Here is a 22027-nt window from a genome sequence, read left to right as displayed (position 1 = left end):
ACGCCTTGCGGCCAACGCGGACCGCCAACAGGCTTATGCAGCCCGCGCCAATAGGCTGCGGTGCCCTTCGGTCGCCAGCACTTGTGGCGCATTCAGGCTGCGGATGGAAATCGAGGTGTCCTGCGGGATGCCGCCCGACAGCTGCAGCGCCATGTAACGGCCACAGCAGACGCGCAAAAAGGACGCAAAGTTGTCCACCGCTCCGCGCTCGGCCACCAGCTCGTCATACAGCTTGGCGCAGAGCTGCGGCACGCCCATGCCGTCGCGCTGGGCGATCTCGGCCAGCACCTGCCAGAACAGATTTTCCAGCTTGATGCTGGTCGCCACGCCATGCAGGCGCACGGAGCGGGCGCGGCTGTCGTACAGATGCGGATCGGCGCTGATGAAAACTTGGCACATGGTGATTACCCCTGGAACGGCCTCCATCATCGGAGGCCGCAGGGCTGCGGTCAATGGCGGATTACAAGCTGATGCGCGTGCCCAGCAGGGCCAGAAACTGCGCAATCCAGGCCGGGTGCGCCGGCCAGGCGGGGGCGGACACCAGGTTGCCGTCCGTCACCGCCGCGTCAATCGCAATCTCGGCATAGGTGCCGCCCGCAATCTCCACCTCGGCCCGGCAGGCTGGGTAGGCCGAGCAGGTGCGGCCCTTGAGCACGCCGGCACCGGCCAGCAACTGCGCGCCGTGGCACACCGCTGCCACGGGCTTGTTGGCTTCAAAGAAATGCTTCACCGCCGAGATCACCGCCGGGTAGGTGCGCAGGTACTCGGGGCCACGGCCGCCGGGGATCACCAATGCGTCGTAGCTGGCCACGTCCAGGCCGGCGAAGGTGGCGTTCAGTGTGAAGTTGTGGCCGGGCTTTTCGCTATAGGTCTGCGCGCCTTCAAAGTCGTGGATCGCCGTCTTGATCGCGTCGCCGGCCTTCTTGTCTGGGCACACCGCATGGACGGTGTGGCCCACCGCCAGCAGCGCCTGGAACGGCACCATGGTTTCGTAGTCTTCGCAGTAGTCGCCGCAAATCATCAGAATCTTTTTCGCTGCCATGGATGTCTCCTCAAGGGTGGTTGGGAGCCCATTGTTGGGCGATGCGGGGGGCGGCGGGTGTTAGCCGGCTACTACATGGGTGACGGGGTGTATCGGGGTGTATCGGGGTGATGCAGGCTGCCTTTTGTGCGCCGCCCCATTCAGCGTCGCCCTAAGCGCGCGGCAATCCCGTGTTCAATGCATGAAGTTTGATTTTCCATTCCTGTAGCGGGCATCGGTCGCGTGCCTGAGAGGCTAGCGCCCTGCTCTTGCTTCCGGCTCCTGGGCCCACGGCGCCTGCGCAAAATGGTGGGCCAGGAACTCGATGAGCGCCTGCACCCGCGCGGGCCGTGCGCGGCCCGGGGGGGTGACGATGTGCAGGGCAATCGGGGGCACCTGCCAGTCGTCCAGTGCCGTCTCTAGCAACCCCGACTGCAGGTCGTGCCAGGCCAGAAACTCGGGCTGCAGTGCCAGGCCCAAGCCGGCGTGCAGCGCGGGGATCAGGCCTTCGGCGTTGTTGGCGCGCAGCGTGGCTGGGACCACCTGTGAAAACTCGCCCAACCGCGCGTGCTGAAAGCGCCAGGCCTCGCCGGTGCGGGTGTGCACATAGCGCAGCGCCCGGTGTGTGGCCAGATCGCGCGGATGGCTGGGGCGGCCATGTTGCGCGAAGTACGCGGGGGCGCCCACTAGCAGCAGGCGCACGGTGCACAGGCGGCGCGCCAGCAGGCTGGAGTCGGGCAGGTTCGAGATGCGCAGCGCCACGTCAAACCCGTCGGCCACCATGTCGATCAGCTCGTCGCTGAAATGCAGGTCCGGGGCCACGTCGGGGTGCAGGGCCATGAACGCAGGCAGGGCGGGCGCCAGGTGCGACACACCAAACGACATGGGCGCTGCAATGCGGATGGGGCCGCGCAGGTTCTTGGACTGCTCGGTAACTTCCGCCTCCACGGCTTCGCCTTCGCTGAGGATGCGGGCCGCCCGCTCCAGCGAGGCCTGGCCGCTGGCGGTGAGCGACATGCGCCGCGAGGTGCGGTGGAACAAGGTGGTTTTGAGCCGGCCCTCCAGACGTGTCAGCGCCTTGGACACGGTGGGTTGCGAGATGCCCAGCTCGGCCGCCGCCTTGGCGAAAGAGCCGGTTTCGGCCACCTTGGCAAAGATGGCCCAGGCTTCGAGGTCAGGCAGTCTGGTCATGTGTCAGTGGCGCCCGGCCGCCCGAAGCCACTGAGCGCCCCCTCGGGGGGGCAGCGATGAGCGTGGGGCATGCAGATTTTGGAATGGATTGTTTTCCATCTTTTCTATTCTCTTATTGATCGCCGAATCATAAAGTCTCTCCATCGCAACACAACTTCTCGGAGAAACACCATGATTGAACGCAGACCTTTCGACTCCCTCGGCGGCGCAGACCACGGCTGGCTCAATGCCAAGCACCATTTTTCGTTTGCCGAATACCACGACCCGGCACGCATGGGCTGGGGTGCCCTGCGGGTCTGGAACGACGACACGATTGCCGCCGGCACCGGCTTCCCTCCGCATGCCCATGCCAATATGGAAATCATCACCTACGTCCGTGAAGGTGCCATCACCCACCAGGACAACCTGGGCAACAAGGGCCGCACCGAAGCAGGTGACGTGCAGGTGATGAGCGCGGGCACCGGTATCCGCCACTCGGAATACAACCAGGAACCCGGTGTGACCAAGATCTTCCAAATCTGGATCATGCCGGACGGCCGAGGCCTGCCACCTTCCTGGGGCGCCAAGCCCTTCCCCAAGGGCGACCGCTCCGGCAGCTTTGTTGCGCTGGCCAGCGGCCTGCCGGGTGACGAAGGCGCCTTGCCCATCCGTACCAATGCACGGGTGTCCGGTGCCACGCTGAAGGCCGGTGAAACGGCGGAATACCACCTGGGCAAGAACCGCCGCGCCTACCTGGTGCCCGCCATCGGCGAAGTGGAAGTGGACGGCGTGCGCCTGCTGGCCCGCGACGGTGCCGCCATCAGCGACGTGGAGACGATCCGTGTCACAGCCATCGCCGATGCCGAGCTGGTGCTGGTGGACACCGCACCGTAAGTTGGGGGCGCTGCTGCAAGGGCTTGTAACAAGCTCTTGCACTGCCAGCGCACATTTGTCCAAAAAATCGCGCAAACCGTCTATCTGTTGCGGGCCGCTGCATCTAACGTGCACCGGGTAAGTACTTAGTCGTTCGCAACATCGATTTTTCACATCCCAGGAGTTCTCACCATGGCCATCACCGCTACCCCCACCGCCGGCGCCAAGTTGCTCACCCCCCATGACCACACCCTGGTCATGATCGACTTCCAGTCGCAAATGGCGTTTGCTACCAACTCCATCGACCCGGTGCTGCTGCGCTCCAACGCGGGCCTGGTGGCTAGCGCTGCGGCCGGCTTCGGCGCATCGACCATCCTCACCACCGTGGCCGAGAAAAGCTTCTCGGGCCCGATGTTTGAAGAAGTCACCGCGCCCTTCCCTGGCCAGGCCTTGCTGGACCGCACCTCTATGAACACCTGGGAAGACGCGGCTGTGATCCAGCGCATCAACGAAATCGGCAAGAGCCGCATCGTGCTGGCCGGTCTGTGGACCAGCGTGTGCATCGTGGGTCCGGCTTTGTCGGCCATTGACCAGGGCTTCGAGGTGTATGTGATTGCCGATGCCTGCGGCGATATTTCCAATGAGGCGCACAACCGCGCCATGGAGCGCATGGTGCAGGCCGGCGCACAGCCCATGACCTCGCTGCAATACCTGCTGGAAATGCAACGCGACTGGGCGCGTACCGACACCTACGACATGACCACCGGTGTGGCGAAGAGGTTTGGCGGCGGCTACGGTATCGGCATCAACTACGCCCGCGCCATGTTTGGTGCACACGAAGGCTGAGAGCCTAGGCCATCTGCCTACTGCGCGGCCCGATCTCGTGTCTGCGGTCCTCGCCGTACGGGAGTACGGCTCCGGTCCTCAACGCGACCTCGGCCCGCTCGCTACGGCATCTGACCCAGCCTCTCGCCGCCATATTGTTTCGATTGCTTCACTGAAAGACTGTCCCATGGCTGATGTATATCCCGACCTGATCCTGCACCGCGGGCTGTTCACCACACTCGACCGCGCCAACCCAACGGCCAGTGCGGTGGCGATCCGGGACGGGCGCTTCACCCATGTTGGCAGCGACCAAGAAGTCATGCCGCTGGCGGGGCCGAACACCAAGCGCATCGACATGCGTGGCAAGCGCGTGTTGCCAGGTCTGATCGACAACCACCTGCACATCATCCGGGGTGGGCTCAACTTCAACCTGGAGCTGCGCTGGGACGGCGTGCGCAGCCTGGCCGATGCCATGGGCATGCTCAAGCGCCAGGTGGACATCACGCCCGCGCCGCAGTGGGTGCGGGTGGTGGGCGGCTTTACCGAACACCAGTTTGCCGAGAAGCGCTTGCCCACCATCGCCGAACTGAATGCGGTGGCGCCCGACACGCCCGTGTTCCTGCTGCACCTGTACGACCGCGCCTTGCTCAACGGCGCCGCGCTGCGCGCCGTGGGCTACACCAAGGACACGCCCGCGCCACCCGGCGGCGAAATCGTGCGCGACAGCGCGGGCAACCCCAGCGGCTTGCTGCTGGCCAAGCCCAACGCGTCCATCCTCTACGCCACGCTGGCCAAGGGCCCCAAGCTACCGTATGAATACCAACTGAATTCCACACGCCATTTCATGCGCGAACTGAACCGCCTGGGCGTAACTGGCGCCATCGACGCCGGCGGCGGTTTCCAGAACTACCCGGACGACTACCAGGTCATAGCAGAACTGGCCAAGGCCGACCAACTGACCATTCGCCTGGCCTACAACCTGTTCACCCAAAAGCCCAAGCAGGAGAAGGCCGATTTCCTGAACTGGACGGCCACGTCTCAGTACAAGCAGGGCACAGACTACTTCCGCCACAACGGTGCGGGTGAGATGCTGGTGTTCTCTGCCGCCGACTTTGAAGACTTCCGCCAGCCGCGCCCCGACATGGCGCCCGAGATGGAAGGCGAGCTTGAAGAAGTGGTGCGCCTGCTGGCGCAGAACCGCTGGCCCTGGCGCCTGCATGCCACCTACGACGAAACCATCAGCCGCGCGCTGGACGTGTTCGAGCGTGTCAACCAGGATGTACCGTTGCAAGGCCTGAACTGGTTCTTTGACCACTGCGAAACCATCTCCGACCAGTCCATCGACCGCATCGCCGCACTGGGCGGTGGCATCGCCGTGCAGCACCGCATGGCCTACCAGGGCGAATACTTTGTCGAGCGCTACGGCCATGGCGCAGCCGAGGCTACGCCGCCGGTGAAGAAAATTCTGGAGAAGGGCGTGAAGGTCTCTGCCGGTACCGACGCCACCCGTGTCGCCTCGTACAACCCCTGGGTATCGCTGTCCTGGCTGGTCACCGGCAAGACCGTGGGTGGCATGCAGCTGTACCCACAACGCAACTGCCTGGACCGCGAAGCCGCCCTGCGCATGTGGACCGAGAACGTGACCTGGTTCAGCAATGAAGTCGGCAAGAAGGGCCGCATCGAAGTGGGCCAGTTCGCCGACCTGGTGGTGCCCGACCGCGACTTCTTCGCCTGTGCCGAATCCGAGATTGCCGACACCACGGCGCTGCTGACCATCGTCGGCGGCAAGGTGGTCTATGGCAAGGGGGATTTCGCCGCGCATGACGACAGCCCACTGCCACCGGCCATGCCCGACTGGTCGCCGGTGCGCCGCTTTGGTGGCTACGCGGGTTGGGGCGAGCAGGGTGCGCCCATGCAAGCCGTGATGCGCCAGGCCGCAGCGGCCTGTGCCTGCGCCAACGACTGCAACGTGCACGGCCACCAGCACGCCACGGCCTGGAGCAGCAAGCTGCCTATTGCCGACCTGAAGAGCTTCTGGGGCGCGCTGGGTTGCGCCTGCTGGGCGGTCTGATGGACGCGCTGCGGCAGGTTTTCACAGCGCCCTGGGTGCACGGCCTGGCGCTGCTGTGTCTGTGCGCTGCCTATCTGCAGGGCGCGTTCGACAAGGCGCGTGACTTCCAGTCTGCAGTGGCAGAAATGCGGCGCTTTGGCTTGGCGCCGGCGGCACCCTTGGCGGCCCTCACCATCGCTTTTGAATTCGGAGCTTCGGCCATGGTGCTGACCGGCTATTACCGCTGGCTGGGGGCTGTGATGTTGGCGGCCTTCACGGCGCTTGCGAATTGCCTGGCGGACCGCTTCTGGTCCACAGACGGTGCGCGAAAGCGCGTGGTGGCGAATGCATTTTTCGAACATTGGGGTTTGGTCGGGGGCTTCATCGTGGTTGCCTGGTACGACCTGGGAGGTCACAGTGGTATCTGAAGCAAGCCCCGTCCCTACGCTGGCACCCGCAGTGGAGAAACCGTTGTTGGCGCGCTTGTCCATCTCCATGTTTTCCATGGTGATGGGCATAGGCGGCCTGGCCAACGCCTGGGCGGGCGCGCACCGGGTTTTTGGCCTGCCCTTGGTCATCAGCCAGATCTTGTTGTTCATCGCCGTGCTCAGTTTCGTGGTGCTGGTGCTGCTACACCTGGCCAAGCTGAAGTTTTGTTTTGCCGAGGTGGTGGAGGAGTTTGCGCACCCTGTGCGGTCCAGCTTCTTCCCGGCGGTGTCGGTAGCTACCGTGGTGCTGTCCATCGGTCTGCGGGCCTATTCCTGGGCATTGGCAGATGCGCTGTGGTGGATCGGCGCGACCATGCATTTCACATTCGCCGTGACATTGATTCGCCGCTGGATACTGCATCCGCAGGACGAAGGCGTGCTGACGCCGGCCTGGTTCATCCCGGTGGTGGGCAATATCCTGGTGCCGGTAGGTGGCGTGCCGCTGGGCCATGTGGAGATCAGCTGGTTCTTTTTCTCCATCGGTCTGATTCTGTGGCTGTCGTTCTTCACCATCGTGCTGCACCGCGTGCTGTTTGTGCCCACGATGAGCCAGCGCAGCATGCCCACGCTATTCATCTTGCTGGCGCCGCCGTCGATTGGTTTGTCGGCCTATCTCGCCTTCACGGGTGGGCAGCCCGGGCCGCTGGGCGACATGCTGTACTGCCTGGCCTTGTTCATCGCCATTTTGTTAGCCAGCTTGGGTCGGCATCTGGCGCATGGTGCGTTCTTCATGAGCTGGTGGGCGATGACATTTCCGGCCGATGGCTGGGCCGGTGCCACCCTGGGCTACTACCTTGCGCGCCCAACGACCTACACCCTGGTGATTGCGGCCGTGGCGCTGACGGCCGCCACCTTGATCGTGTCATGGGTCGTGGTGCGCACCGCTCTGCATATGGCTAGCGGCGCGGCATTTCGTGAAGACTAGTCCATTCTTTTCTCAACCGCAGCAGAAGCCGCTGCAGCAACCCTCGGAGATATTTCAAGCATGTCAACTGTTACGACCCAAGACGGCGTCCAGATCTTCTACAAAGATTGGGGCCCCAAGAGCGCACAACCGATCATGTTCCACCACGGTTGGCCACTGTCCAGCGACGACTGGGATGCGCAAATGCTGTTCTTCCTACAGCACGGCTACCGCGTGGTTGCGCACGATCGGCGCGGCCACGGGCGCTCGGCGCAGGTGAGCGAGGGCCACGACATGGACCACTATGCTGCCGATGCCTTTGCGGTGGTGGAGGCGCTGGACCTGAAGAACGTGGTCCACATTGGTCACTCCACCGGCGGGGGTGAGGTGGCGCGCTACGTTGCCAAGCACGGCCAGCCCAGCGGCCGCACGGCCAAGGCGGTGCTGGTGAGCGCGGTCCCGCCATTGATGCTCAAGACGGCCAGCAATCCCGAGGGCTTGCCCATGGAAGTGTTCGACGGCTTCCGCAAGGGCGTGGCCGAGAACCGCGCGCAGATGTTCATGGACGTGCCTGCAGGCCCGTTCTACGGCTTTAACCGCCCAGGGGCCAAGGTCTATCCGGGCGTGGTCCAGAACTGGTGGCGCCAAGGCATGATGGGCAGCGCCAAGGCGCACTACGACGGTGTGAAGGCCTTCTCGGAAACCGAGCAAACCGAAGACTTGAAGGCGATCACCCTGGCAACGCTGGTGATGCACGGTGATGACGACCAGATCGTGCCGATTGCGGACTCCGCCCTGAAGGCCGTGAAGCTCTTGAAGAACGGCTCACTCAAGGTCTACACGGGCTACCCCCACGGCATGCTGACCACCCAGGCCGACGTGATCAATCCAGACTTGCTGGCCTTCGTGCGGTCGTGACAGCCCAGGCGCCCCTGCCACCGGGGGCGCCCGCATTGCCGGAGCAGGAGCACGAGGCGATTCTGCAGGCGCTGGTGGAGGCCTTGTTGGCGGCGCTGGAAGCCCCGTATCCCATCGACAGCCCCTTCGTTGGGCAATTGCTGCAGGCGCTGCAAACCCATGTGCAGGCGCAGGTGGGCGCCACCTATCTGGGCCGCTTGGTGCCGCAGCAGCGGTCTCTGCACTACAGGCTTGCTTTGTCGGTGGTGCTGCTGCAGTGCGGTATGCCTCTGGCCGATATTGCCGCTGCATGCGGCTTCAAGGACGTGCGCCATTTCTCGCGCAGTTTCCGTCGCGTGATGGGCATTCCGCCGAGGTAAACGGTACCCGTCTGCTGCGACTGCTTGTGTCGCCACTTGCCACTAAAAAGTGCTACCGTACAAACACTTATGCTTCTTCAACGCTCTTCCGGTCTGCCCGTACGCTGGGACGCAAAGGCGCGCAATGCGGCTTGAGCACATGCCTACTGTGCAGCCGCAGACGGTGCAGGCCAAGGACTCCCTGGGTTGCCTGGCCAGCGGGCTCCACCAAGACCAGGAGCTGGCCGGCGCGGGTGCGCGCTTCTACCGTAAACGCGTCGAAAGCCCCGGCCTGAGCCCGGTCTTCACCCCGGCCAGCGACCGGGGCTACCTGGTGGGCATTTCACTCAACGGGGGCCACCGGCGCCGCATCTTCCACGAGCACCACGCTTCCTCGCACGAGTTCGACGCCAGCGCTGTGTATGTGCGGAATTTTGCCGACGATTACCGAGCCGACCTGCAAGGACCATTCGACTTTTTGCTGGTGGAAATTTCGCGTGAATTCTTCAACAGCGCCACCGATGAGCGCGACGGCCGGCGTGTCACCGGCCTGGAATGTGTGACCGGCATGCACGACCCGGTGCTGGCCAACCTGGCCCGCGCCATGGCCCCCACGCTGGCGCGGCCGCATGAAGCCAGCACGCTATTTGTGGACCAGATGAGTGTGGCCATAGGCACCTACCTGATTGAACAGTACGGCGGTGCGGCAGTGCGGTCACCGCGCCCGAAGCGGCGCCTGTCGCGGCAGCACGAGGCGCGCGCCAAGGAGATGCTGCTGGGTAGCCTGGACGGCAGGCTGTCGGTCAGCGACATCGCCCAGGCCTGCGGCTTGTCGCGCAGCTATTTCATCCGCGCATTCCACGACACCTTGGGCCAGACGCCGCACCAGTGGCTGATGAAGCAGCGGGTGGACATGGCTTGCGGCCTGCTTGTGCAAGGTGCTCAGTCACTGGCCGATATTGCGGCAGGCTGCGGCTTTGCCGACCAGAGCCATTTCAGCCGGGTATTCACCCAACACATAGGCACGCCGCCGGGCACATGGCGGCGGCGGCACGGCTAACCGGGCTTGCGTTTTCCGGTTTTCTGGCCATGGCTACCAAGTTAGCGCGAAAATACGGACGGTGGAGCAAAACAGATTAGATTGCTGCCACGCCACCGCAGCGGTGGTTCCAGCCCGATAACGACGTTACCTTGGAAATCTTCATGGCAAAAACTTTGGCAAGCATTCAGCGTCAAATTGACAAACTTCAAAAAGAAGCCACTGCGATCCGTGCAAAAGAAGTCGGCGGCGTGATTGAGCGCATACAAAGTGCCATCAGCTTTTACGGCCTGACCGTGGACGATCTCTTTGGTGCCAAGCCTGCAGCCAAAACCCGGGGCCGGCGCAAGGCCACGGACCCGGCGGCAAAAGCGGCTGCCAAGCCCAAGGCCGAGCGCGTCATCAAGTACCGGGACGAAGCGGGTAACAGCTGGACTGGGCACGGCAAGCGCCCCGGCTGGTTCAAGGCCGCGCTGGAAAGCGGCAAGACGGCCGAAGACCTGCTGGTGAAGTCCTGAGCCTGCTATCTGCACCTGCAGTGTTTCGGCGCAATAATTTATAAAAAATAAGGCTCTAGCGCAGGTATTACCTGCGCTGATAGCTCATATTTTTGTAGCGCCTGTGTGGATCGATGGGAGGCAGCATGGACGTGGTGCGGCAGATTTTGGACTTCAACGCAGGCCGCGAGCCCGAGCGCCTGCAGCTCAAGTACGACAAGATGCAGGCCGATGCATTTGTCTTCCTGCGCGGTAGCTGCCATCTGTTCTACCAGCAGCTGGCGTGCAAAGGCGTGTTCAAGTCGGCGCCGCCGGTGTGGTCTTGTGGCGACCTGCATTTTGAGAACTTCGGCAGCTACAAGGGCGACAACCGGCTGGCGTATTTCGACATGAATGACTTCGACGAAGCCATTCTGGCGCCGGCCAGCTGGGACCTGGTCCGCATGCTTACCAGCCTGCAGGTGGGCGCGCACAGCCTGGGCCTGCGCGCCGATGAGGCACGGCAGCTGTGCGAGGGCTTTCTGCAAAGCTACGCCAGCACCCTGTCGCAGGGCAAGGCCTATTGGGTCGAGACGCAAACCGCGCGCGGTCTGGTGGGTGACTTGCTAGACGGGCTGCGCAATCGCCTGCGCCCGGCATTGCTGGATGCCTATGCCCCCATGGCCGGCAAGAAGCGCGCATTCAAGGGTGGCCGCAAAAAGACCCTGCCCGCCAGCCGGGAGCAGCGGGCGCAGGTTATCGAGCAGATGGCCACCTTTGCGGCCACCCAGGCCGAGCCCCGGTTCTACAAGGTGCTGGACGTGGCACGCCGCGTCGCCGGCACCGGCAGCCTGGGGGTGGAGCGTTACGCGGTGCTGGTGCAGGGCAAGGGCTCGCCAGACGGCAACTACCTGCTGGACCTGAAGCAGGCCCTGCCCTCGGCGGTGCAGGCCTATGTACCGTGTGCACAGCCGGCCTGGCCGTCGCAGGCGGCGCGCATTGTGGAGCTGCAGCGGCGCGTGCAGGCGGTGTCCATGGCGTTTTTGCAGCCCGTGGTGCGCGGGCGCACCTCCTACGTGCTGCGCGGGCTGCAGCCGACCGAAGACAGGGTCAGCCTGGACCGCGCCCGGCAGTCGCTGGCGGATATCCAGAAGGTGATGGCCACCATGGGCCAGATCGTGGCCTGGGGCCAGCTGCGCAGTGGCGGACGGCAGGGTTCGGCCACGGCAGACGAACTCATAAACTTTGCCCAGGGCCGCAAGTGGCAGTCCAAGCTGCTGGAGGCCGCTGCGGACTGTGGCCAGCAGGTGGAACGGGACTATCACCTCTATGCCCAGGCCTATGCGGATGGGCTTTTCCGTATATGGAAATAATGCCTCTGGCGCAGGTAGCACCTGCACAGACAGCTATTTATTTAGTAGCAAGCCTTATTTGACCTGCTGCTTTTCCAGCTTGCGTGCCAGGGTGCGGCGGTGCATGCCCAGGCGCCGCGCGGCCTCGGAAATGTTGAAGCCGGTTTCCGCCAGGGTCTGGTGGATACGCTCCCATTCCAGGGTTTTCAGGGTGCTGGCACGGTTGGTCAGCTGCACCTCGGCATTGCCGGCGGTGGACTCAAACGCGGCTTCAATGTCGTCGGTATTGGACGGCTTGGCCAGGTAGTGGCAGGCGCCTAGCTTGATGGCCTCCACTGCGGTGGCGATGCTGGCAAAGCCGGTCAGCACCACGATCAGCATGGCCGGGGCGTGCGTGGCCAGCATCTGCACGCAGGCCAGGCCGGAGGCATCGCCATTCAGTTTCAGGTCCACCACCGCATAACCGGGGGTATGGGTTTGCAGCAGGGTGGTGACCTCTTCCAGGCTGCTAGCCTGCCGCACCTGGTAGCCCCGGCGCTCGAAGGATCTGCTGAGCGTGCGGGCAAAAGCAGCGTCATCCTCCACGATCAGCAACTGGCGCTCAGTGGACATACGCGGCGCCGCCTTGCAACACAATGGACGAGAGCGGCAGGCGTATGCGGACTTCAGCACCCCCTACGGCGGGGTTGCTGGCCGAAACCGTGCCGCCCAGGGTGCGCGCCACGTTGACCACCAGGAACAGGCCCAGGCCGCTGCCAGCCCGGCCCTTGGTGGACTGGTAGGGCTTGCCTACATGCTCCAGCATGGCGGGCGGAAAGCCGGGGCCGGCGTCGGTGACGCGCAGGGTCAATATCTCTTCATCGCACGAGGCTTCCAGGCGTACTAAGCGGGGTGAGGCCTCGAAGGCGTTGTCCAGCACATTGCAAACCATTTGCTGGATGGTGGAGTCGGAAACCATGGGTAAGTCTTGCACCAGCTGATTGTCGTAGACCAGGGCCGTGGCCGAGCGGGTAGCCCGCCATTCCCTTACCAGCTCGTCCAGAAAGGTGCAGATGGAGGTCTTCGCGGGCGCCTCGCCGCGCGTCTCGCCGGCTGACAGCAGGATGCCACTGACGATGCTTTTGCAGCGTTTCACCTGTGCCTGCATTTCGCCGACCTCTTGCAGCAGTTCTGGGTCACTGGTGAAGGTGGGCATGCGCTTCCAGTCGCCCAGGATGACCGCCAGCGTGGCCAGTGGCGTGCCCAGCTCGTGCGCGGCCCCCGAAGCCAGCAGGCCCATGCGCACGATGTGCTCTTCCTCGGCGGCGCGTTGGCGCAGGCTGGCCAGGCGCGCGTCGCGCTGGCGCAGATTGCGCTCGATGCGGGTGATGAAGATCACCAGCAAGATGGCGTTCAGCGCAAAGCAGACCAGCATGCCTTCCACGTAGGGGCTGTACAGACCCAGGTCGTGGGCCATGGGGAGCGGCAAGGGCTGGGCGAAGACAGCCAGGCCGGCAAAGCAGGCTGCGGTAATCGCCACCATGGTCCAGGTGGCCCAGGTGCGCAGCAGCACGGCACCCAGTGTGACCTGCAGCAGGTACAGAAAGGTGAACGGGTTACTGACGCCACCGCTGAGGTAGAGCTGGGCCGTCAGCGTGCCCACATCGACCAACAGGGCAATGAACAGCTCGCCGTTGGACACATCGCGGTGGGTGCGCCAGTACAGCAGGCTGGTCAGGTTGAACAGCAACAGGCAGCCCAGCACGGCCAGCATGGGCTGCAGCGGCAGGTGGATGCCGAAACCGTAGTGCACGATGAAGATGGTGGCCACTTGTCCGAACGCGGCAAACCAGCGCAGCTGTATCAGCTGCTGCATGTTCATGATGTCCGCAGTGTCGTCCCGTTCAGCGCTGCTGACAGTGTCTGGACTGGTGCTGGTGGGGGCTGGCTTCATGGCGAGAGTCAGGATAGCGCAACACCCTTTGCTGCGCGCCGCAGCCTCCATTCGACCCTTGCCACAAACCAGCTGGCACCCGCCACCATCAAGGCCAGGGTGTACCAGGTGAGTGCGTACACCAGGTGGCTGTTGTGGAAGTTGATGACCGTCAGTCCGCCCACCGGCAAGATGGCATCGTTGGCCGCAGCGTCCGCATCCACGAAATACGGTGCGACAGGCGCCAAGCCATGGGCCTCAGCGATTGCCTGTACATCGCGCGAGTACCAGCGGCCTGCAGCGGCATCGTTGCGGCGCAGAAAGCCACCGTCGGGCTCGGTCAAACGCAGCAGTCCAGTGACGGTGGTGTTGCCCTGCGGCTCGGCGTCGCGCCGGGTGGCTCGTTCGCGTGCCTCGGGCGGCACAAAGCCTCGGTTCACCAGAACCAGGCTGCCGTCCGCCAGTTGCAAAGGGGTCAGCACCCAGAAGCCGGTACCTTGCACCGTGCTGGCCTGTACCAGGGTTTCCTTGTCGTGCAGGTAGCTACCGCTCAGGGTCACGTGGCGGTATTCATCTGCCGTGGCGTTGATCTGCGGCCATTGCGCCTGGCCGGGGGCTGGTGTGGGCGTGGCATGCACGCGCTGTTCCACGCGGGCAATCAGGTCCAGCTTCCAGGCACGGCGTTCAACCTGCCAGGTGCCCAGTGCCAGGAAGCCGACAAACAAAAAGGCCGCGCACAGTGCGAGCGCGGCCAGGGCCCCGGCAGGGCGCGGACCACGTCCGGGCGCTGCAGTGGAGTCTTTTGCCATCAAGGCATGTTCTTCATTTCATGCGCGGAGACGGGCATCATGTTGTGGTTGAGGTGGTACATCACCCACAGCGAGCCAGCCAGCATGATGACCACGACCATGACGGTGAAGATCAGCGCCAGCAGCGTCCAGCCGCCTTCGGACTTGGTGTTCATGTGCAGGAAGTACACCATGTGCACCACGATCTGCACGGCGGCAAAACCCAGCACCACAAAGGCGGTGGTTGAGGGCTTGTCGAAGACCTTGGCCATCACCAGCCAGAACGGAATCGCCGTCAGGATGATGGACAGCACGAAGCCCGTCATATAGCCGCCAAAGGTGCTGTGGGCAGCGCCGTCGTCATGGCCGTGGCCATGGTCGTCTGCGCCATGCGCGTGGCTATTGTGGCTATCGTTGTGTGCGCTCATGCCAGCACTCCCATCAGGTAGACAAAGGTAAATACGCCGATCCAGACCACGTCCAAGAAATGCCAGAACATGGACAGGCACATCAGACGGCGACGGTTGGCAGCGGTGAAGCCGTGCTTGCTCACCTGCACCATCAGCGTGATCAGCCAGATGATGCCGAAGCTGACGTGCAGCCCATGGGTGCCTACCAGCGTGAAGAACGATGACAAGAACGCACTGCGTTGCGGGCCCGCGCCTTCGTGGATCAGGTGGATGAACTCATACAGCTCCAGGCTGATGAAGACCGCACCGAACACGCCGGTGATAGCCAGCCAGCCCAGGGTGGCACTGACCTTGTTCTTCTGCATCTCCAGCATGGCAAAGCCATAGGTGATGGAAGACAGCAGCAGCATGGAGGTATTGACCGCCACCAGGGGCAGGTCGAACAACTCGGCGCCCGAAGGGCCGGCCGCGTAGCTGCGCCCCACCACCGCATGCACCGCGAACAGGCAGGCGAAGATGAGACAGTCGCTCATCAGGTAGATCCAGAAGCCCAGCGCCGTGCTGTTTTCGACGTGGTGCTCGTTGGGCAGGTAGTAGCGGTATTTGTCCGACGCGCCTGCGGCGGAGGTGTGGGCAGTGGTGTTAGACATGTTGGGCAAGCAGACGGGTACGGACGGCTTCGGTACGGACGACTTCGTCCGCGCTGATGTGGTAGTCACGTTTGTAGTTGAAGGTATGCACGATCGTGGCGACCACCAGGGCGAGGAAGGCCAGGATGGCCAGGGGCCACATATGCCAGATCGCTGCGAAGCCAAATACCGTGCTCAGGCCTGCCAGGATGGCGCCAGCGCCGGTGTTCTTGGGCATGTGGATGGCGATGAAGCCGTCCGTGGGGCGAACATAGCCGTTTTTCTTCATGTCCCACCAGGCGTCGTTGTCATGCACCACGGGGGTGAAGGCGAAGTTGTAGGCGGGCGGTGGCGAAGAGGTCGCCCATTCCAGGGTACGGCCTTGCCATGGGTCACCGGTGTGGTCGCGCAACGATTCACGGCGGATATAGCTGACGACCAGCTGGATCAGGAAGCAGCCAATACCGATGGCGATCAGTGCAGCACCGAAGGCTGCGATCTGGAACCAGATCTGCAACGAGGGGTCTTCAAAGTGGCTCATGCGGCGGGTCACGCCCATCAGGCCCAGCACATACAGCGGCATGAAGGCGAAGTAGAAGCCGACGAACCAGAACCAGAACGAGCACTTGCCCCAGAACGAGTCCAGCTTGTAGCCGAAGGCCTTGGGGAACCAGTAGGTGATGCCGGCCATCAAGCCGAACAGCACGCCACCGATGATCACGTTGTGGAAGTGGGCAATCAGGAACAGGCTGTTGTGCAGCACGAAGTCGGCTGGGGGCACAGCCAGCAGCACGCCAGTCATGCCGCCGATCACGAAGGTGATCATGAAACCAATGGTCCACAGCATGGGCACTTCAAAACGGATACGGCCACGGTACATGGTGAACAACCAGTTGAAGATCTTCGCCCCGGTGGGGATGGAGATGATCATCGTCGTGATGCCGAAGAACGAATTGACGCTGGCACCCGAACCCATGGTGAAGAAGTGGTGCAGCCACACCAGGTAGGACAAGATGGTGATCACCACCGTGGCGTACACCATGGAGGCGTAGCCAAACAGACGCTTGCTGCAGAAGGTGGCAACCACTTCGGAGAACACGCCAAACACCGGCAGCACCAGGATGTAGACCTCGGGGTGACCCCAGATCCAGATCAGGTTCACGTACATCATGGCGTTGCCGCCGAAGTCGTTGGTGAAGAAGTTGGTGCCGACATAGCGATCCAGCGACAGCAGTGCCAGCACAGCGGTCAGGATGGGGAAGGCAGCCACGATCAGCACGTTGGTGCACAGTGCGGTCCAGGTGAACACGGGCATGTTCATCATCTTCATGCCGGGTGCGCGCATCTTCACGATGGTGGCCAGCAGGTTGATACCCGATAGCAGCGTACCGACACCGGCAATCTGCAGTGACCAGATGTAGTAGTCCACCCCCACGTCAGGGCTGTACAGCAGGCCGGACAGCGGCGGGTAGGCCAACCAGCCGGTGCGGGCGAATTCACCCACGAACAGCGACATCATCACCAGCACGGCACCGCTGGCCGTCATCCAGAAGCTGAAGTTGTTCAGGAACGGGAATGCCACGTCGCGTGCGCCGATTTGCAGCGGCACCACAAAGTTCATCAGACCGGTCACCAAGGGCATGGCCACGAAGAAGATCATGATCACGCCATGGGCGGTGAACACCTGGTCATAGTGGTGCGGCGGCAGAAAGCCGGCGTTGTCACCGAACGACAAAGCCTGCTGTGCACGCATCATCACCGCGTCAGCAAAGCCGCGCAGCAGCATCACCAAGCCGAGGATGACATACATGATGCCGATGCGTTTGTGGTCGATGCTGGTGAACCATTCGCGCCAGAGGTAACCCCAGAGGCGGAAATAGGTCAGCGCGCCCAGCACTGCCACGCCACCGATCGCCACTGCGATGAAGGTGGCCAGCAGAATCGGCTCGTGGAATGGAATGGCGTCCCAGGTGAGACGGCCGAATATGAGCTTTGTTAGGTCGAGGTTGTCGAACATCGTGATTCCGGATGCCAAAAAATAAACGGCTCAGGCCGAAATGCCGGTATGAGCGGCGCGGGGAGAAAGAACTGGCTGGGCTAAGCCTCAGATCGGCTGGGTCGCGGCGCTAGCCGTTGAACCCAGAGGATCATTGACCGTGCACATGGCGCCCACATATTTGCGGTTGGTGGCGTCCACACCAATACGGTTGCGGGTCGCGGCATCCATCGAGGCAATGTTGTACTTGCCTTCCGGGCCGGCCACGCCACCCTGGGCATCGATGGCCATCATGTCCTTCATGCACATGCGGTTGCTTTCCACACAGCGGTTCAGGATGGCGTCATACAGGTCTTCGGACACGGAGGCATAGCGGTGCACCGGGTCACGGTTGCTGGGTTGTTCCAGCTTCAGGTAGGCGTCGCGGCCCAACGCGCCGCCGTCACCGGCTTTGGCGGTCTTGACCCACTGGTCGAAATCGGCTTCGTTCACGCCATGGAACTTGAAGCGCATGCCCGAAAAACCGGCGCCGCTGTAGTTGGCCGAAAAGCCTTCGTATTCACCCGCCTTGTTGATCACGGCATGCAGCTTGGTTTCCATGCCTGGCATGGCGTAGATCTGGCCGGCCAGCGCGGGTACAAAGAAGGAATTCATCACCGAGGAGGCGGTGATCTTGAAGCTGATCGGGCGGTCTACCGGTGCCACCAGCTCGTTTACCACGGCAATGCCTTGCTCGGGGTAGATGAACAGCCACTTCCAGTCCAGCGCCACGACTTCCACCACCAGCGGCTTGGTGTCGGCGGGAACCACGCGGTCCGCGTCCAGGCGTTGCAGCGGACGGTAGGGGTCCAGCGTGTGGGTGCTGATCCAGGTAATGGCGCCCAGGGCAATGATGATCAGCAGCGGTGCGCCCCAGATCATCAGCTCCAGCTTGGTGGAGTGGTGCCACTCGGGGTCGTAGGTAGCTGCGGTATTGCTTTTGCGGTAACGCCAAGCGAACACCAACGTCAGGATGATCACCGGAATGATGATCAACAACATCAGCAAAGTGGAAACAATGATCAGGTCACGTTGCTGAACAGCGATGTCGCCGGACGGGCTCATGAGTACGGCTTTGCAGCCACCCAACAAGGCGATGGCCGGCAACAGAAGCAATCCGCGGAGTTTTTTGAAGGAGGGCATGCCAGTCAGTTAGAAAGAGCGGAAACACAATGGGTTACGTATTTTCCCTGATATATGCGCCAAAAAACTGGGACATTTTGTCCTATGCATGTGGCAACATGTCCCTAACAGTGCGATCTCGCGACACCCGTCCGCCGCACAGTTTCAATATAGCAAGGAGAAAGTATGGTGCCAAGCATCGCGCAAGAATATCCCTCCACGCCAATACGTACTTCGGCGCCCGCGGGCCATTCAGATGGCCCCGAAGACCAGGGTCACGTAGCCCCCAGCGACATCGCTGTGGGAGTGGTGATAGGACGCACCTCCGAGTATTTCGACTTCTTTGTGTACGGCCTGGCCTCGGTGCTGGTGTTCCCTTCGGTGTTTTTCCCGTTCGATGGACGACTGGAAGGCACGCTGTATTCCTTCATTATCTTTTCCTTCGCATTCATTGCACGCCCCATCGGCTCGGCCCTGTTCATGGCCATCCAGCGGCGCTGGGGGCGCGGCGTCAAGTTGACCACGGCGCTATTCCTGCTGGGCATCTCTACGGCGGGCATGGCGTTTTTGCCGGGCTATGCCAGCCTGGGCTTTACCGCCATCGTGATGCTGTCGGTGCTGCGTTTCCTGCAAGGGATTGCACTGGGCGGCTCCTGGGACGGCCTGCCTTCGCTGCTGGCGCTGAACGCACCACCAAACCGCCGTGGCTGGTACGCCATGCTGGGCCAGCTGGGCGCGCCGATCGGCTTCATGGCGGCCAGCGGACTGTATTTGTATCTGCACTCCAGCCTGTCCTCGGTGGACTTCCTGGATTGGGGCTGGCGCTTTCCCTTCTACGTAGCCTTTGCCATCAACGTGGTGGCCTTGTTTGCGCGCTTGCAGCTGGTGGTGACCGATGAATTCACCCGTCTGCTGGAAGAGCGCGAGCTGGAGCCTGCCGGGACCATCGAGCTGTTGCGTGCAGAAGGCTACAACGTGTTTCTGGGTGCGTTTGCTGCGCTGGCTAGCTACGCGCTGTTCCACCTGGTGACGGTGTTCCCGCTGTCCTGGATCAATCTGCATGCCTCCCAGCCGGTGAACAGCGTGTTGGTGGTGCAGATCTTCGGTGGCGCCATCGGCATCGTTGGCGTGATTGCCTCGGGTCTGATAGCCGACCGCATCGGCCGGCGCAGCACCCTGGGCCTGCTGGCCTGCCTGATTGCGGTGTTCAGCGTGTTTGCGCCCATTTTGCTGGACGGCGGCCCGGCCATGCAGGATGCCTTCATCTTGATCGGCTTTGCACTGCTGGGCTTGTCGTATGGCCAGGCAGCTGGCGCCATGACCAGCAACTTCAGCGCCAAGTACCGCTATACGGGCGCGGCGTTCACCACCGACATGGCCTGGCTGATTGGCGCCGCCTTTGCCCCTCTGGTTGCACTGGGCTTATCTGCCCGCTTTGGCCTGGCCTATGTGAGTATTTATCTGCTGTCGGGCGCGATCTGCACCCTGGCCGCCTTGCGCGTCAACCGGGTACTGGCCGACCGCGACTAAAGCGTACGCGACACGGGCGCCCTTGCGGCGCTCGGCTAAGGCATAAAAATAGCTGCTAGCGCAGGAACTACCTGCACTAGCAGCTATATTTTTTGTAGCCCTAAAAATTAGACTGCAGCGCTGGCGTAGTTCTGTGGAAACAGCTTGCGCTCAATTAGCTCAATCAGGATGTGCAGCACCTTGATATGCAGCTCCTGCACCCGGTCAGCGAACTGGCCGCCAGGCGTGCAGATGTAGACCGTGCTCAAAGCTTCCAGTGCCTGACTACGCTTGCCACTGAGGATGATGACTTCCATACCCACTGCACGGGCGGCGGCGGCGGCACGCACCACGTTCTTGCTGGTGCCGCTGGTGCTCAGCGCCACCAGGCAGTCGCCGGGTCGGCCATGGGACTCGACATAGCGCGAAAACACCTGCTCGTAGCCCAGGTCATTGCCCACGCAGGTCATGTGGCCGGCATCGCTGATGGCGGTGGCGGCCAGGCCGGGGCGGTCCAGGCGGTAGCGGCCGGTCAGCTCCTCGGCGAAATGCATGGCATCGCACATCGATCCGCCATTGCCGCAGGAATACACGCGGCCCTTGTTTTCGAACACGCGTATCAGCAACTGGGCCGCATCTTCGATGGTGGCCAGCGCCACAGGGTTGCTCAACAGAGCAGTCAGTGCTGCCTGGGCCTCGGTCAGGCTGGCTGTGATGTGGTTTTGCATGGGCTCTCCTGTGGTGTGTGCGCCGGGGCGTTTGGCGGGCTGGCGACTATAGCCCAGGGCCGGCTTCCGCGTCGCGGGCGTGGTGGACGCGGTTGGTGACAGGCTTGCGAGCCACAAGAAAAATCATCGGCTAGCGCAGGTATTAGCTGCGCCAGCAGCTATTTAACGTATAGCAAGGCATCCATAAAAAAGCGGTGCATGCCACGCTTGCGTGGCATGCACCGTCAATGTAATCAGCCGATGGATGCGGCCCGATGCAGTCTGGCTGGCCTTGGGCTTGCCGGGGGCAGGGCAGGCCTAAAGCCGGCGGTGCAAACCGCATCAGGTCGCACCCATCGCGGCTCCCGCAGGAGCCGCCACGGTATCAATCGTTGCTGGCTTGAGAGAAAGTGCGGACCGTGCTGTAGGCATTGCCCACACCCGGCACTTTGCTCGCGACATAGCGGGCTTTGGATTCTTCACGTGGGCCTTGTGCCCAGCCGTGTAGGGTCACGGTGCTGCCTTCGGCGGTTACGGTGAGCTTCTTGGCTGCGTCGCCCATACTGCTGTCCAGGGCGGATTGCACGGCTCCGGCCAAGTCGGCATCGTTGGTGGCAGCGTGGGCGGGCAGGAAGGCGCCGGCGGTCAGTGCAAACAGGGCGGAAGCGGCGAAGCGGGTGAAAGTGCGTGTCATGGTGAATCCTTGTGTTGTTGCACCGTTGTCGGTGCGATGGAGTGATCTTCCCAAATCTGGCTGGTTTTTGTGTTTCGGCGACCCGTTAGCCGTATGACATCTGCAATCTAGGGTTAAACCCTAGGTGTCTCAGGTGCTGCGAAATTCATAGCTGCCGTCGCAGGTTTTATCTGCGCTATAGCCCTAAAAGATGCTTATTTAGCCAAGTGCCCCAGCGGCAAGACGCCGTGGCCCTTCACCTCGCCCAGCGAGAAACTGGTGTGCAGGTCTTTCACATTGGGCAGATTCACCAGCACTTGCCGGGCGAACTGGCTGAAGGTATTTAAGTCGCGCGACACCACCTGCAACTCAAAGGTGCCGGTGCCGCTGATGTAGTGGCAGGACACCACCTCGGGGATGTTGCGTATCGCCTCCTCCAGCCCCTGCAGCGCCGGGCCGCTGTTTTGCACCGCGTCCAGCCGTACAAAGGCCAGCACGTCCAGGCCGATCTTGTGGCGGTCTATCTCGGCGCGGTAACCACGGATATAGCCGGCCTCCTCCAGCGCCCGCACGCGCCGCCAGCAGGGCGCGGCCGACAAGCCCACGCGCTGGGCCAGCTCGGCGTTGGTCAGGCGGGCGTTGGCCTGCAAAGCATCGAGGATGGTGAGGTCAAACTTATCCAGCATGGATTCACTGTATCTGCGCAAGATCCTTTCGCGCAGTAGGGGAAACGAGGCAAAGAACGCAAACACTTACCGGGCTTGCAGGCATACACTTTTTCGCAAAGC

General features: G+C 62.6%; 24 protein-coding genes. 11 read left to right on the top strand and 13 right to left on the bottom strand.

Annotation, left to right across the window (positions count from 1 at the left end):
* Positions 1-33: 33 nt before the first annotated feature.
* The 3 genes from AC4BBN_RS10665 to AC4BBN_RS10655 form a co-directional block, all read right to left on the bottom strand.
* Positions 34-399 carry a ribbon-helix-helix domain-containing protein gene (locus AC4BBN_RS10665; RefSeq protein WP_490591962.1) on the bottom strand — a complete coding sequence of 122 codons (366 nt, stop codon included), beginning with the start codon at positions 397-399 and terminating at the stop codon, positions 34-36.
* Positions 400-460: 61 nt separating this feature from the next.
* Complete coding sequence (locus tag AC4BBN_RS10660; protein WP_490591961.1) at positions 461-1042, bottom strand: DJ-1/PfpI family protein; 582 nt, start codon at positions 1040-1042, stop codon at positions 461-463.
* 234 nt (positions 1043-1276) lie between these two features.
* Entirely contained in the window at positions 1277-2212 is a 936-nt protein-coding gene (locus AC4BBN_RS10655; RefSeq protein ID WP_490591960.1) for a LysR family transcriptional regulator, read from the bottom strand.
* A 171-nt stretch (positions 2213-2383) separates the two neighbouring features.
* Here AC4BBN_RS10655 and AC4BBN_RS10650 point away from each other — a divergent pair, with 171 nt between their 5' ends.
* The 10 genes from AC4BBN_RS10650 to AC4BBN_RS10605 all read left to right on the top strand — a co-directional run bounded on the left by AC4BBN_RS10650 (position 2384) and on the right by AC4BBN_RS10605 (position 11475).
* Positions 2384-3085 (top strand): pirin family protein, encoded by a 702-nt coding sequence (locus tag AC4BBN_RS10650; RefSeq protein ID WP_490591959.1) that lies wholly within the window; start codon positions 2384-2386, stop codon positions 3083-3085.
* A gap of 171 nt (positions 3086-3256) precedes the next feature.
* Complete coding sequence (locus tag AC4BBN_RS10645) at positions 3257-3910, top strand: isochorismatase family protein (protein WP_490591958.1); 654 nt, start codon at positions 3257-3259, stop codon at positions 3908-3910.
* A 166-nt stretch (positions 3911-4076) separates the two neighbouring features.
* Positions 4077-5960, top strand: a complete 1884-nt coding sequence (locus tag AC4BBN_RS10640; RefSeq protein ID WP_490591957.1) for an amidohydrolase — start codon at positions 4077-4079, stop codon at positions 5958-5960.
* Positions 5960-6367: a DoxX family protein gene (locus AC4BBN_RS10635; RefSeq protein WP_490591956.1), complete on the top strand. Its 408-nt coding sequence runs from the start codon at positions 5960-5962 to the stop codon at positions 6365-6367. The genes AC4BBN_RS10640 and AC4BBN_RS10635 overlap by 1 nt, the downstream gene beginning before the upstream one ends.
* A complete protein-coding gene (locus AC4BBN_RS10630) occupies positions 6357-7352 on the top strand; it encodes an SLAC1 anion channel family protein (RefSeq protein ID WP_490591955.1) in 996 nt (331 codons plus the stop codon). Before AC4BBN_RS10635 ends, AC4BBN_RS10630 begins: the two co-directional genes overlap by 11 nt.
* Before the next feature lie 60 nt (positions 7353-7412).
* Entirely contained in the window at positions 7413-8249 is an 837-nt protein-coding gene (locus AC4BBN_RS10625) for an alpha/beta fold hydrolase (protein ID WP_490591954.1), read from the top strand.
* Positions 8246-8608, top strand: a complete 363-nt coding sequence (locus tag AC4BBN_RS10620; protein WP_490591953.1) for a helix-turn-helix domain-containing protein — start codon at positions 8246-8248, stop codon at positions 8606-8608. The genes AC4BBN_RS10625 and AC4BBN_RS10620 overlap by 4 nt, the downstream gene beginning before the upstream one ends.
* A gap of 124 nt (positions 8609-8732) precedes the next feature.
* On the top strand, positions 8733-9647 hold the full coding sequence (locus tag AC4BBN_RS10615; protein ID WP_490591952.1) for an AraC family transcriptional regulator: 915 nt from the start codon (positions 8733-8735) through the stop codon (positions 9645-9647).
* A gap of 143 nt (positions 9648-9790) precedes the next feature.
* Positions 9791-10144, top strand: a complete 354-nt coding sequence (locus tag AC4BBN_RS10610) for an H-NS histone family protein (protein WP_490591951.1) — start codon at positions 9791-9793, stop codon at positions 10142-10144.
* Between the two features lie 113 nt (positions 10145-10257).
* Positions 10258-11475 (top strand): DUF2252 domain-containing protein, encoded by a 1218-nt coding sequence (locus AC4BBN_RS10605; RefSeq protein ID WP_490591950.1) that lies wholly within the window; start codon positions 10258-10260, stop codon positions 11473-11475.
* A gap of 54 nt (positions 11476-11529) precedes the next feature.
* On the opposite strand, the gene AC4BBN_RS10600 is transcribed toward AC4BBN_RS10605, so the two are convergent.
* From AC4BBN_RS10600 to cyoA, 7 genes are all read right to left on the bottom strand, one after another.
* The gene (locus tag AC4BBN_RS10600; RefSeq protein ID WP_490591949.1) at positions 11530-12066 is read right to left on the bottom strand and encodes a response regulator transcription factor; all 537 of its coding nucleotides are present in this window, start codon (positions 12064-12066) and stop codon (positions 11530-11532) included.
* Positions 12056-13387 (bottom strand): ATP-binding protein, encoded by a 1332-nt coding sequence (locus tag AC4BBN_RS10595; RefSeq protein WP_490591948.1) that lies wholly within the window; start codon positions 13385-13387, stop codon positions 12056-12058. The genes AC4BBN_RS10600 and AC4BBN_RS10595 overlap by 11 nt, the downstream gene beginning before the upstream one ends.
* 8 nt (positions 13388-13395) lie before the next feature.
* Positions 13396-14175, bottom strand: coding sequence for an SURF1 family protein (locus AC4BBN_RS10590; RefSeq protein ID WP_490591947.1), 780 nt, complete (start codon positions 14173-14175; stop codon positions 13396-13398).
* Positions 14175-14582: a cytochrome o ubiquinol oxidase subunit IV gene (cyoD, locus tag AC4BBN_RS10585; protein WP_490591946.1), complete on the bottom strand. Its 408-nt coding sequence runs from the start codon at positions 14580-14582 to the stop codon at positions 14175-14177. Before cyoD ends, AC4BBN_RS10590 begins: the two co-directional genes overlap by 1 nt.
* Complete coding sequence (gene cyoC / locus AC4BBN_RS10580; protein ID WP_490591945.1) at positions 14579-15214, bottom strand: cytochrome o ubiquinol oxidase subunit III; 636 nt, start codon at positions 15212-15214, stop codon at positions 14579-14581. Before cyoC ends, cyoD begins: the two co-directional genes overlap by 4 nt.
* Positions 15207-17210, bottom strand: coding sequence for a cytochrome o ubiquinol oxidase subunit I (cyoB, locus tag AC4BBN_RS10575; protein WP_490591944.1), 2004 nt, complete (start codon positions 17208-17210; stop codon positions 15207-15209). The genes cyoC and cyoB overlap by 8 nt, the downstream gene beginning before the upstream one ends.
* An 87-nt stretch (positions 17211-17297) precedes the next feature.
* Positions 17298-18371 (bottom strand): ubiquinol oxidase subunit II, encoded by a 1074-nt coding sequence (gene cyoA, locus AC4BBN_RS10570; RefSeq protein WP_490591943.1) that lies wholly within the window; start codon positions 18369-18371, stop codon positions 17298-17300.
* 165 nt (positions 18372-18536) lie between these two features.
* Here cyoA and AC4BBN_RS10565 point away from each other — a divergent pair, with 165 nt between their 5' ends.
* Positions 18537-19880 carry an MFS transporter gene (locus AC4BBN_RS10565; protein ID WP_490591942.1) on the top strand — a complete coding sequence of 448 codons (1344 nt, stop codon included), beginning with the start codon at positions 18537-18539 and terminating at the stop codon, positions 19878-19880.
* 107 nt (positions 19881-19987) lie between these two features.
* On the opposite strand, the gene AC4BBN_RS10560 is transcribed toward AC4BBN_RS10565, so the two are convergent.
* The 3 genes from AC4BBN_RS10560 to AC4BBN_RS10550 form a co-directional block, all read right to left on the bottom strand.
* Positions 19988-20587, bottom strand: coding sequence for an SIS domain-containing protein (locus AC4BBN_RS10560; RefSeq protein ID WP_490591941.1), 600 nt, complete (start codon positions 20585-20587; stop codon positions 19988-19990).
* A 364-nt stretch (positions 20588-20951) separates the two neighbouring features.
* Entirely contained in the window at positions 20952-21260 is a 309-nt protein-coding gene (locus AC4BBN_RS10555) for a BON domain-containing protein (protein WP_490591940.1), read from the bottom strand.
* Positions 21261-21454: 194 nt separating this feature from the next.
* Positions 21455-21925 carry an Lrp/AsnC family transcriptional regulator gene (locus AC4BBN_RS10550; RefSeq protein WP_490591939.1) on the bottom strand — a complete coding sequence of 157 codons (471 nt, stop codon included), beginning with the start codon at positions 21923-21925 and terminating at the stop codon, positions 21455-21457.
* Positions 21926-22027: the final 102 nt, after the last annotated feature.

The organism is Rhodoferax sp. SPJ21, assembly GCF_058216335.1.
This window is presented reverse-complemented; position numbering and strand designations above follow the sequence as displayed.